This window comes from Aquicoccus sp., assembly GCF_041686535.1.
In the GTDB taxonomy this organism is placed as follows: Bacteria; Pseudomonadota; Alphaproteobacteria; order Rhodobacterales; family Rhodobacteraceae; genus Aquicoccus.
This window is the reverse complement of sequence record NZ_JAWLDS010000095.1, coordinates 1-11,110: the sequence shown is the minus strand read 5'-3', so window position 1 is coordinate 11,110 and position 11,110 is coordinate 1. Positions and strand designations below refer to the sequence as shown.

Here is an 11,110-nt window from a genome sequence, read left to right as displayed (position 1 = left end):
GGCGAAAGCGCCGGCATCACCTCGCTGCTCGAACGCGGCATGCGCGCCTTCGCGATCAAGGTCGATGTCGCCTCGGGCGTCTCGGGTTTCCTGCGCCCGGGCAACACGGTCGATATCTACTGGTCCGGCCAGGTCAGGGGCGACCGGACGAACCGCGAGGTGACCAAGATGATCGAGAGCGGGGTCAAGATCATCGCCATCGACCAATCCGCCAATGTCGACGCCGCGGAGGCGAAAATCGCCCGCACCGTCACCGTCGCCGTGCGCCCCAAACAGGTGGCCAGGCTGGAACAGGCCCAGTCGAGCGGGCGTCTCTCGCTGTCCCTCGTCGGCAACAACGACGACACCATTTCCGAACAGATCGAGATCGACCAGAACAGCCTTCTGGGCATCATCGAGGCGCCGGAACCCGAGAAAACGGTCGAAAAAGAGGAATGCACGATCCGCACCCGCAAGGGGGGCGAAGTGGTCGAAATCCCGATACCCTGCACCAACTGATGGGGCTGGGCCACGAAGATCAACCATATGAAGGGGGTGCCGCACCGGTGCCCCCTTGTCATGAACACGGCCCGGCCACACGCCTGTTGCGGGTTGTCCACATAAAAGAAGGCACGGAAGCCATTGATTATTGCAAAAAAAGCGAAATTGACGCATTGTCCGGACAATTGAGGGCGCAAAGACCCCAAAACCGAGGCGTGATCGGAGAGGCAGGTCACTATGAAAAAGAGCAGTTTTCTCACCGCGGCCTTGACGGGTCTGGCACTGTGGCTTGCGCATCTGCCCGACGTCGGGCTGGCGGAGGAACTCAAGGTCGTCAAACGCGGCACGTCGGCCGACCTGAGCGTGCCGATGAACCGGGCCATCGTGGTCGAGAGCGAGGTTCCATTTGCCGAACTCAGCATCGCGAACCCCTCGATCGCCGATATTTCCTCGCTCAGCGACCGCACGATCTATGTGCTGGGCAAGGCGCCTGGGCTGACCACGCTCACGATTCTCGATGCCGCCGGGCAGCTCATCACCAATGTCGACGTGCGCGTTTCGGCCGATATCAGCGAATTCAAGGAACGCCTGCGCCAGATCCTGCCGGACGAAAAGATCGAGGTGCGCACCGCCAATGACGGCATCGTGATGTCGGGCACCGTCTCCTCTGCCCAGAAACTGCAACGCGCGCTCGACCTGGCCGAACGCTACGCGCCCGAACGCGTCTCGAACCTGATGAGCGTCGGCGGCGTGCAACAGGTCATGCTCAAGGTCCGCTTCGCCGAGATGCAGCGCTCCGTGTCAAAATCGCTGTCCACCTCGCTCGCGCTCAACGGCGACATGTTCGGCGGCGGGCTGGGCGTGAACGGCGGCACCAACACCAACAACAATTCCGGCGCCATCGCCAATTCCCTTGGCGGCAATGTACCGGACGTGTCGGAAAACAACGGCGCCATGGTTTTCGGCTTCAATGCCGGCTCGGTCGAGGTCGGCGTTCTGCTCGAAGCTCTTGAGTCCAAGGGCGTCGTGCGCACGCTGGCCGAACCCAACCTGACCGCCCTCTCCGGACAGGAGGCGAAATTCCTCGCCGGTGGCGAATACCCGATCCCCGTCGCGCAGGAGGGCGGCACGGTCACCATCGAGTTCAAACCCTTCGGGGTCGAGTTGAACTTCATCCCGCGCGTGGTCGATGGCGATCTGATCAACCTCGAACTTGACGCCGCGGTCAGCTCGATCGACCCCTCGAACGGCGCCACGTTCAACAATTTCTCGGTCGATGCCTTCCGGCGCCGCGAAACCTCGACCACGGTCGAGATGCGCGACGGCGAAAGCTTCGCCATCGCCGGCCTCCTCCAGGACGATTTCCGCGACATGAACGGTCAGGTGCCGTGGCTGGGCGATGTCCCGGTTCTGGGCGCTCTGTTCCGCTCGGCCGATTACAGCCGCGAACAATCCGAACTGGTCATCATCATCACCGCCCACCTCGTCACGCCGACCCGGGGCGAGGCGCTGGCCCTTCCGACCGACCGGATCAGGCCACCAAGCGAGAAGGATCTCTTCCTCAACGGTATCGTGGCACGTGACGCCCGCCGCCCGACCCAGGGCGCCGCCGGCGAGGTGGCCAAGCAGGATTTCAACGGCTCCTATGGCTATGTAATGGACTGAGGTAATGCAGGGGCATTCGACCATGAGACTTCTCATCACACCCATCGCGCTTCTGGCGCTCGTCGGGTGCTCGGCGGATGACCCCGCAGGGCAATCATTCTTCCGCGAGGCGGGATCGGACATAGATGGCGGCCATTTCGGCAACGCCACGATGAACAACACCCAGATCATGTCGGGCGAAAAGGATTTCGTCGTCTCATTGGCCAAGCGCTTCTCCGAGGAAGTGCCCTCGACCATCAATTTCGCCTTCGATTCGGCCGAGCTCGATGCCGGGGCCCGCGACACGCTGCGCCAGCAGGCGCAATGGATCCGGCAGTTCCCCGAAGTGCGGTTCCGCGTCTATGGACATGCGGACAAACCCGGCTCCAACGCCTACAACAAGCAGCTCGGGATGCGCCGGGCACAGGCCGTCGTGGCCTTCCTTTCCAGCGAGGGCATATCACGTTCGCGGCTCGAAGCCGTCGCATCCTTCGGCGAAACCAGGCCGGTCATCGCCACCGAAAGCCGCGACCGTCGCAACCGCCGCGCCGTCACCGAGGTGACGGGCTTCCTGCGAAACCATCCCAACGTGATGGACGGCAAATATGCTCAGGTGGTCTATCGCGAGTATGTCGAAAGCGCCACGTCGCCCACGGGGCTGAGCGGCATCTCCGGCTCGGACTTCCAGGCCTCGGAATGATCCCGTCCACCCCGTGACCGCATCGCCGCCGGCTGCGATGTCCAGCCGCGCAAGAGCGCGGCGATTCCCCCTATCTCGCGGGAAAACAACCAAAAAAAGAGTGTGCTTCGCGGCCTTGCCGTTGTGGGTGATAAATCATGAACGATCCGCCCGAATGGCCGCGATCGTCTCATGATACCGCACAATTACGATCTTTTGGCCCTAATGTTGCCCCGATTTCCAGTGAAATTGCCCCCAGTTGAACGAGTCTTCCCCGAATAACACGGGGCATGGCCGATCCGGGCGACGGGACCCCCCTGCAACCTGCCGCCAGAGCATAAGGCGGACGGCCGACCATAAAAGGACATGAGGCAATGACGGATAACGAAAATCTGCAAACTGATCTCAGCCCGGTTCTGGCCTGCACGATCAGTCGCGACGTGCAGAACTTCGACCTGTTGATCGAGGACATGGAGGCCGCGCTTGGCGACAAATGGGGCGACCTGGGTTTCACCGAGGCGATGGCCTTCTTCAGCCAGCCCGAGGCCGAAGCGCTCGAATTCATTGCCATTGCCATCGACGAAAGCGACGAGGAAAAGCTCGTCATGCTGGGCGAGATCATCGAGACCGCCAAGCAGAAGGGCATCAAGGTCATCCTGATTGCCGAAGACGTCAGCCCCGCCGCCCTGCATCAGCTCCTGCGCCAGGGGGCCGACGAATTCGTCCCCTACCCGCTTCCCGAAAACGAACTGCAGGCCGCGATCGAGCGTCTGCGGGAGCCCGAGATTCCCGAGCCCGTCGCCCCCCCCCAGGCCGCGGCCGCTCCGGTCGGCCGCGCCGCCCCCGGGTATCGCGACGGCGTGATGCTGGCCGTGCACGGGCTCGCCGGCGGGACCGGCGCGACCACCTTCGCGGTCAACCTTGCGTGGGAACTTGCCACCATCGACAAGACCGATCCGCCCAAGGTCTGCCTCATCGACCTCGACCTGCAATACGGCTCGGTCGCCACCTTCCTCGACCTGCCCCGCCGCGAAGCCATCTTCGAGCTTTGGTCCGACACCGAAGGCATGGATGACGACGTGTTCAAACAGGCACTCGTGACCTTCGAGGACAAGCTCTCGGTGCTCACCGCCCCCTCCGAGATGCTGCCGCTCGACATCATTTCCTCGACCGATGTCAACGCCGTGCTCGACCGCGCACGCCGCCATTTCGATTATGTGCTGATCGACATGCCCTCGACCATGGTGCAATGGACCGAATCCGTACTGAACGCCGCCCAGATCTATTTCGTCACGCTCGAACTCGACATGCGCTCGGCGCAGAACGCATTGCGCGTCAAGCGCGCGCTCCAGGCCGAGGACCTGCCGATCGAGAAACTGCGCTACGTGCTCAATCGCGGGCCGAAATTCACCGATCTCAACGGCAAGTCCCGCGTCAAGCGCCTCGCCGAAAGCCTCGACATCTCGATCGAGGTGCAACTTCCCGACGGCGGCAAGCCGGTGACGCAAGGCGCCGATCACGGTCTGCCACTGGCCAACGCGGCGGCCAAGAACCCGCTGCGCAAGGAAATCGCCAAACTCGCATCATCGCTGCACGAACTGGGCCGCGACGAAGCCGAAGCCGCCTGAGGAGCTCGACCAGGATGTTCTCGCGATACAAGAAAGATGCAAATCCCGGCAAACCTGCGGGCGCCGCGCCGAAGGGCAAGATTGCGGAATTGCCAAAGCAAACCACGCCGGGCGCCGGGGGTGCACCCGATGCGCCCGCCTCGTTGCGTCGGCAAAAGAACGCGGTCCCGGCCCGGTCTGCCACCGCCGACAAGGAACAGAAACGCAAGGAACGCATGGCCGAGCTCAAGCTCGAGCTGCACCGCGAGCTTCTGGAAAACCTCAACCTTGCCGCGCTCGACACCGCGTCCGAACAGGATCTGCGCGCCGAGATCAACGAGATCACCAACGAAGTGCTGAACCAGAAGGCGGTCGTGCTCAACCGCGAGGACCGCACCCAGCTCAACAAGGAGCTCTACTTCGAGGTCAAGGGTCTCGGGCCCCTCGAGACGCTTTTGCAGGATGACAGCGTGAACGACATCCTCGTCAACGGCCCGCAACAGATCTTCGTCGAGCGCGATGGCCGTCTCGAGCTGACCGATATCACCTTCAAGGATGAGCGCCACCTGATGCGGATCATCGACAAGATCGTGTCGGCCGTGGGCCGCCGCGTCGATGAATCGAACCCCTATGTCGACGCCCGCCTCGCCGACGGTTCGCGCTTCAACGCGATGGTGCCGCCGGTCGCGGTCGACGGGTCGCTGGTCTCGATCCGCAAATTCAAGAAGGACAAGCTCGGTATCGACGACCTGGTGCGCTTCGGTGCCTTTTCCGAGGAGATGGCCGCCTATCTCCAGGCCGCGGTGGCCTGCCGGCTCAACATCATCGTCTCGGGCGGGACGGGTTCCGGTAAAACCACCACGCTCAACGCGCTCAGCTCGTTCATCGACGATGCCGAACGCATCCTCACGATCGAGGACACGGCCGAACTTCAACTCCAGCAGACCCATGTCGGCCGGATGGAAAGCCGCCCGCCCAACGTCGAGGGCAAGGGCGAGGTGAGCCCGCGCGACTGTCTCAAGAACGCGCTGCGGATGCGCCCCGATCGCATCATCGTCGGCGAGACACGCGGCGAAGAGGTGATCGACATGCTCCAGGCCATGAACACCGGCCATGACGGCTCGATGACCACGATCCACGCCAACAACGCCCGCGACGGCATCTCGCGACTCGAGAACATGATCGCCATGGCCGGCATCGAAATGCCGCTGAAGGCCGTGCGTTCGCAGATCGCCAGCGCCGTCAATCTCATCGTGCAGGCCAACCGGCTTCAGGACGGCTCGCGCCGGATGACCTCGATCACCGAGATCACCGGCATGGAGGGCGACGTCATCTCGATGCAGGAGGTCTTCCGCTTCCAGCGCGTCGGCCTCACCCCCGAAAACAAGATCATCGGCCATTTCACGGCCACCGGCGTGCGGTCGCACTTTTCCGAACGCTTCCGGCTCTGGGGCTATGACCTGCCGCCCTCGATCTTCGAACCCATCGCAGCGGAGTAACACCCATGGCCATCAGTGCAGAGCTCATCATCTACGGGCTGATCTTCATCGGTGTTCTCGTGCTTGTCGAGGGCATCTACCTGACGGTGTTCGGCAAGTCGATCTCGCTCAACAGCCGGGTCAACCGCCGGCTCGAAATGCTCCAGAAGGGCACCAACCGCGAAGAGGTCATGGAAAAGCTGCGCAAGGAGATGAGCCAGCACATGCGCTCGCGCTCCATCCCGCTCTATTCCCTGCTCGCCTCGCAGGCGCAGAAGGCCGCGATCGCCTTCACCCCCCGACAGCTCATCATGCTGATGGTCGGCCTGTCGGGCCTGGCCTTCCTGGGCATGACCGTCGGCACCGAAACCTCGGTCCCCCTGCGCGCCGCCCTTTCCATCGCGATGGGCGTCGGCGGGGTCTATTTCTGGGTCAGTTCCAAGGCCAACAAACGCATGGCCATGATCGAGGAACAGCTCCCCGACGCGGTCGAGCTGATGGTGCGCTCGCTGCGGGTGGGGCATCCGTTCTCCTCGGCCGTGCAGATCGTCTCGAAAGAGGTCAAGGACCCGCTGGCCACCGAATTCGGCATCATCGCCGACGAGTCGGCCTATGGCCGCGACATGGGCGAGGCCCTCAAGGACATGGCCGAACGCATCGACCTTCAGGATCTGCGCTTTCTCGCCGTTGCCGTCACTATCCAGCAGCAATCCGGCGGCAACCTCGCCGAGATCCTCGCCGGTCTGGCCAAGGTGATCCGCTCGCGCTTCCGCCTCTTCCGTCGGGTCAAGGCCATCACCGCCGAGGCGAAATGGTCAGGCAAGTTCCTTTCGGGCTTCCCGGTGGTCGCCCTGATCGCGATCAACGTGCTGGATCCGAACTACTATGACGAGGTGCTCGACCATCCCTGGTTCATTCCCGCCTGTCTTTTCGTCGCCGGCTTCCTGACACTCAATCTCATCGTCATGCGCTGGCTGACCAACATCAAAGTCTGAGCCGCGAAAGGGTTTCACGATGCAAGGTATCAACGATATGCTGGTGGACGCGCTCGGACCGATGGGCCCGCTGATGGCGGTGGGCATGCTGGGCGTGGTGATGGTGCTGCTCACCCTGCCCATGTTTCTCGCCAAGCGCGAGGACCCGCTCGAAAAGCTCAAGAAGGAACAGAAGAAACCCCGCGGCAGGCTCGAGTCCAAGGAAAAGCTCCGCGCCAAGCAACGCAATGACAAGCTCGAGAAATACGCCTCGTTCCTCGAACCCAAAAGCGAGGAAGAACTGGCCGGGATCAAGCTCAAGCTGTTGCAGGCCGGCTATCGCGACCGCGACGCGGTGCGCTATTTCCACTTCGCGCAATTCGCACTGGGGATTCTCTTCCTTTTCCTCGGGGTGGCCTATTTCGTCACGTTCAAATCCGGCGCCGAGGCCACGACCCAGCAGACCATCCTCTATATCCTCGGCCCCGGCGCCGCCGGGTATCTGCTGCCCAAGTACTGGGTCAACAAGCGCCAGGGCGCCCGGCAGGAGGAAATCACCAACGGGTTTCCGGACGCGCTCGACATGATGCTGGTCTGCGTCGAGGCGGGCCAGTCGCTCGACCAGGCGATCATCCGCGTCGCCCGGGAGATCCGCCCCTCCTTTCCCGCCCTGGCAGACGAATTCGAAATCGTCGCGCTCGAGATGAAGGCCGGCAAGGACAAGGCGACCGTGTTCAACGACCTCGCCGAACGCTGCGGGGTGCAGGACGTGTCGAGCTTTACCACCGTTCTGGTGCAGTCCCAGGCCTTCGGCACACCGATCTCGGACGCGCTGCGCGTCTTTGCCAGCGAGATGCGCGACAAGCGCGTGATGCGCGCCGAAGAGGCCGCCAACAAGCTGCCCACCAAGATGACGCTGGCCACGATGCTGCTGACCGTGCCGCCGCTCCTGATCATCCTCGTGGGTCCGTCGGTCCACGGCATCACCCAGCTGGGCAACATGGCGGGACCCTGAGGCGGGTCGCGACCGGGCCGGCGGGCGAACCGGGGTTTCAGAAACGCAGATTCCACAATCCCGATGCCCGCCCCCGTCCGGGTGATGCAGTAACGCGCCGGTCACCGCCAATCCCGCGCCCGGCACGGTGAAATCGCTTAGCATTGCCGCGGTCCTGTCGTAGACAGGCACTCAACGACAGCACCGACCCCGTTCGGAACCATGAGCAGACCGCATCTTCGCCTCTTCATCGCATCGGCCGCGCTTGCCGCGACGCTCGCGCTCCCGGGCTGCGCGCCGCAGACCGGGCCTGACGGTGACGGCCCTTTCGCGCCCGGCACCGACCCCCGCGCCGAATCGGTGGACGGGCTCACCGTCGGGAACCGCCTGATGCAGGCGGGCGAACACGAACTCGCACTCGAAGCCTTCACCCGCGCGGCCGGCGAACAGGGCCTCACCCCCGACGTGCTCGCGGCGCTGGGCTCGGCCAATCTCGGGCTGGGGCGCCTCGGACAGGCCGAGACCCTCCTGCGCCGCGCGATCCGCACCGACGAGGCCGTGCCCGAGGCCTGGAACAATCTCGGCGTGGTGCTGATGGAAAAAGGCGATTTCGCCGAGGCGAGCCAGATGTTCCGCCGCGCCTACGCGCTCGACAATGGCGAAAGTGACTCAATTCGCGACAATTTGCGCTTGGCCCTCGCAAAAATCGAAAATCCCGATTATGATGAGGGCGAGCAACAAGACTACAAACTGGTCCGGCGGGGCAGCAGCGATTACCTGATCCGCCAGATTCCATGAGAACGGGACCGGAAAAAACGACGAGGCCGAGGCAGCAAAAGGACGCAGGCAACATGCGCCAGTTCAAGATTCTCTTCCTGTGCCTGTCGGGTACGGCATTCCTCGCGGCATGTGACAAGAACGCCGATAGCGACGAGGTGAACCGCGCCATGCAGAACGTCAACGTGGTTGACGAAAGCAACCTCAACGACATCATGCTGAGCGTGGCCGATCCCAACGAGGCCGTGACCTATTTCAAGCGCGCCACGGATGATCAACCCGACCGCACCGACCTGCAACGCGGGCTTGCGCAATCGCTGATCCGCGCCAAGCGCCCGTCCGAGGCGGTCCCGGCCTATGAAAAGCTGGTCGAGATGGAGGGCGCCACCAACGAGGACAAGGTTGGCCTGGCCGATGCGCTCATTCGCACTGACGACTGGAAGCGCGCCAAGGCCACGCTCGATGCGGTGCCGCCCACCCACGAGACCTTCAAACGCTATCGGCTCGAAGCGATGGTCGCCGATTCCGAGGAAGACTGGGAAAAGGCCGACAGCTTTTATGAAATCGCGGCGGGCCTGACGACCAAACCTGCCGGCCTGCTCAACAACTGGGGCTATTCCAAGCTCACGCGCGGCGACTATTCCGAGGCCGAGCGCCTGTTCTCCGAGGCGCTGAAACAGGACAGGAAGCTCTTCACCGCCAAGAACAACATGGTCCTGGCCCGTGGCGCGCAACGCAACTACAACCTTCCGGTGATGCCGATGGAACAGACCGAGCGCGCCGAGCTTCTGCATACGCTGGCAATGTCCGCGATCAAGCAGGGCGATGTCGAGATCGGCAAGGGCCTCCTGCGCGAGGCGGTCGACACGCATCCCCAGCATTTCGAGGCCGCCGTCCGCTCGCTGCGCGCGCTTGAATCGAACGTCAGCAACTAGGGTCTGTCGGCAATCATGGATCTTTCGGCCCAAAACGCGCTCTGGTTCGCACCCCTCGTCTGGCCGATTTGTCTCTGGGTTGCCTGGTCCGACATGGCGACCATGCGCATCCCCAACAAGGCCGTGATGGCGCTTGTGCTGGTCTTTCTGGGGCTGGGGCTGTTCCTGATGCCATGGGACCTGTTCCTGTGGCGCATGTCACAGCTCGTCATATTGCTGGGGATCGGCATTTTCCTCAATGCGGCCGGCATGGTCGGCGCGGGCGATGCCAAGTTCGCCGCCGCCGCCGCCCCTTTTGTCGCGCTGGGTGATCTGCGGCTGTTGCTGGCGCTCTTCGCTGCGAACCTGCTGGCCGCGTTCGTCACTCACCGCCTGGTCAGGATTTCACCCCTGCGCCGCCTCGCCCCGGGCTGGGAAAGCTGGCACCGTCGCTGGGACTTCCCGATGGGGCTCAGCCTCGGCGCCACCCTTGCGATCTATCTCGGCCTTGGCATCTTCTACGGAAGCTGACCATTCCGGCCCCGGGCCACATGCTGCGAAAAGCCCGGCGCGCTCGCGGCGGCCGGGCGTCTTGCTGTCTTGCGCGGCGGGTTCAACGGCCCGACGACGGGCTGCCGGGCACATCGGTGGCAAGGCTCGACGCGGCCTTGCCGCTGCGCAGCCGGAAGATCGTGATCTTCCCGTTTCCGTCATGTCCCGCGGCCGGGCTGTTGGTGCCGGCCCTGGCGCCGGAGCGGGCCTGCGCCTTCTCGCCTTCAGTGAAGAGGCCTGTCTGGTTCTCGTTCACGGCGCGTTCATAGGGGCCGACCATGGCCGAGGCGCCGGTGGCGAGCGCAACGGTGGTCGCGAGGGTCGCAAGTGCGCGTTTCATGTGCTGTTCCTTTCCTGGGGTCTTCTGGGTTTGTCCGCAAGCGCAGGGGGTCAGCGTCCCTCATAGCCGTTGAACTGGGTCTGGGCGTTGGTGTCGGCCGAGAACACGGTGACCTGTTTCTCGTTGCCGACCGCGTATTCTGCGTTCGGGCTGTTGCTTTGCGTCTCGACGCCGGTGCGGGCCTGTGCGCCCTGGGTAAAGAGGCCGGCCTGGTTCTCGTTCACGGCGCGTTCGTAGGGGCCGACCATGGCCGAGGCGCCGGTGGCGAGGGCGATGGTGGTGGCGAGGGTTGCGAGTGCGAGTTTCATGTCGTGTTCCTTTCGGGTTGCTTGGTCTGTTTGTCGATCTGTCTTGATCTGCACCCAGGATGCGCCTTGCCGGGGTGCATTACAAAACACCTGCGCTCACCGCGCCGTGCGCGGATGCGAGGGCCGCGCAGCGTTGTGCCCCTGGCTTTCGAAAAGGTGTTTTTACAGTTTTTTATCAATGGGTTGAAAGGCAACCAAAAGACCGCCTCTGAAACATCACTCACGGATCACGGCGGCGTTGGCGAAAATCCTGCCAAACGTGATCGCCCGCCCCCCCGGTCCGCCCCCCGCACCCGGCCGCCAGGCCCCCCGCGCTGACCCGCGCGTGAGCGGTGTTACAGGTTTCGGGGGCGAATCTGCGCG

12 protein-coding genes are annotated in these 11,110 nt (G+C 63.5%); 10 read left to right on the top strand and 2 right to left on the bottom strand.

What is annotated here, in order from left to right:
- From cpaB to ACESL9_RS14895, 10 genes are all read left to right on the top strand, one after another.
- Positions 1–498 (top strand): Flp pilus assembly protein CpaB (cpaB, locus tag ACESL9_RS14940; RefSeq protein ID WP_372675090.1); only part of this gene is annotated, 498 nt, incomplete at its 5' end.
- A 219-nt stretch (positions 499–717) separates the two neighbouring features.
- The gene (locus ACESL9_RS14935; protein ID WP_372675089.1) at positions 718–2,145 is read left to right on the top strand and encodes a type II and III secretion system protein family protein; all 1,428 of its coding nucleotides are present in this window, start codon (positions 718–720) and stop codon (positions 2,143–2,145) included.
- A 22-nt stretch (positions 2,146–2,167) separates the two neighbouring features.
- On the top strand, positions 2,168–2,824 hold the full coding sequence (locus tag ACESL9_RS14930; protein WP_372613736.1) for an OmpA family protein: 657 nt from the start codon (positions 2,168–2,170) through the stop codon (positions 2,822–2,824).
- Positions 2,825–3,177: 353 nt separating this feature from the next.
- Positions 3,178–4,431 (top strand): CpaE family protein, encoded by a 1,254-nt coding sequence (locus ACESL9_RS14925; RefSeq protein ID WP_372613738.1) that lies wholly within the window; start codon positions 3,178–3,180, stop codon positions 4,429–4,431.
- 14 nt (positions 4,432–4,445) lie between these two features.
- A complete protein-coding gene (locus ACESL9_RS14920; RefSeq protein WP_372613740.1) occupies positions 4,446–5,909 on the top strand; it encodes a CpaF family protein in 1,464 nt (487 codons plus the stop codon).
- A 5-nt stretch (positions 5,910–5,914) separates the two neighbouring features.
- Entirely contained in the window at positions 5,915–6,883 is a 969-nt protein-coding gene (locus ACESL9_RS14915) for a type II secretion system F family protein (RefSeq protein ID WP_372613742.1), read from the top strand.
- Between the two features lie 19 nt (positions 6,884–6,902).
- Positions 6,903–7,877: a type II secretion system F family protein gene (locus tag ACESL9_RS14910; RefSeq protein ID WP_372613744.1), complete on the top strand. Its 975-nt coding sequence runs from the start codon at positions 6,903–6,905 to the stop codon at positions 7,875–7,877.
- Positions 7,878–8,078: 201 nt separating this feature from the next.
- A complete protein-coding gene (locus ACESL9_RS14905) occupies positions 8,079–8,654 on the top strand; it encodes a tetratricopeptide repeat protein (protein ID WP_372613746.1) in 576 nt (191 codons plus the stop codon).
- A 53-nt stretch (positions 8,655–8,707) separates the two neighbouring features.
- Positions 8,708–9,568: a tetratricopeptide repeat protein gene (locus ACESL9_RS14900; RefSeq protein ID WP_372613748.1), complete on the top strand. Its 861-nt coding sequence runs from the start codon at positions 8,708–8,710 to the stop codon at positions 9,566–9,568.
- A 15-nt stretch (positions 9,569–9,583) separates the two neighbouring features.
- The gene (locus tag ACESL9_RS14895; protein ID WP_372613750.1) at positions 9,584–10,078 is read left to right on the top strand and encodes a prepilin peptidase; all 495 of its coding nucleotides are present in this window, start codon (positions 9,584–9,586) and stop codon (positions 10,076–10,078) included.
- A gap of 82 nt (positions 10,079–10,160) precedes the next feature.
- On the opposite strand, the gene ACESL9_RS14890 is transcribed toward ACESL9_RS14895, so the two are convergent.
- Together ACESL9_RS14890 and ACESL9_RS14885 are read right to left on the bottom strand one after the other, a co-directional pair.
- On the bottom strand, positions 10,161–10,439 hold the full coding sequence (locus ACESL9_RS14890; RefSeq protein WP_372613752.1) for a hypothetical protein: 279 nt from the start codon (positions 10,437–10,439) through the stop codon (positions 10,161–10,163).
- Between the two features lie 50 nt (positions 10,440–10,489).
- Positions 10,490–10,747, bottom strand: coding sequence for a hypothetical protein (locus ACESL9_RS14885; protein WP_372675088.1), 258 nt, complete (start codon positions 10,745–10,747; stop codon positions 10,490–10,492).
- Positions 10,748–11,110 lie beyond the last annotated feature (363 nt).

Excerpts from the sequence above, each read along its gene's own strand:
- ACESL9_RS14935 (WP_372675089.1), top strand. The coding sequence starts at position 718 with ATGAAAAAGAGCAGTTTTCTCACCGCGGCCTTGACGGGTCTGGCACTG.
- ACESL9_RS14930 (WP_372613736.1), top strand. The coding sequence starts at position 2,168 with ATGAGACTTCTCATCACACCCATCGCGCTTCTGGCGCTCGTCGGGTGC.
- ACESL9_RS14925 (WP_372613738.1), top strand. The coding sequence starts at position 3,178 with ATGACGGATAACGAAAATCTGCAAACTGATCTCAGCCCGGTTCTGGCC.
- ACESL9_RS14920 (WP_372613740.1), top strand. The coding sequence starts at position 4,446 with ATGTTCTCGCGATACAAGAAAGATGCAAATCCCGGCAAACCTGCGGGC.
- ACESL9_RS14915 (WP_372613742.1), top strand. The coding sequence starts at position 5,915 with ATGGCCATCAGTGCAGAGCTCATCATCTACGGGCTGATCTTCATCGGT.
- ACESL9_RS14910 (WP_372613744.1), top strand. The coding sequence starts at position 6,903 with ATGCAAGGTATCAACGATATGCTGGTGGACGCGCTCGGACCGATGGGC.
- ACESL9_RS14905 (WP_372613746.1), top strand. The coding sequence starts at position 8,079 with ATGAGCAGACCGCATCTTCGCCTCTTCATCGCATCGGCCGCGCTTGCC.
- ACESL9_RS14900 (WP_372613748.1), top strand. The coding sequence starts at position 8,708 with ATGCGCCAGTTCAAGATTCTCTTCCTGTGCCTGTCGGGTACGGCATTC.
- ACESL9_RS14895 (WP_372613750.1), top strand. The coding sequence starts at position 9,584 with ATGGATCTTTCGGCCCAAAACGCGCTCTGGTTCGCACCCCTCGTCTGG.
- ACESL9_RS14890 (WP_372613752.1), bottom strand. The coding sequence starts at position 10,439 with ATGAAACGCGCACTTGCGACCCTCGCGACCACCGTTGCGCTCGCCACC.
- ACESL9_RS14885 (WP_372675088.1), bottom strand. The coding sequence starts at position 10,747 with ATGAAACTCGCACTCGCAACCCTCGCCACCACCATCGCCCTCGCCACC.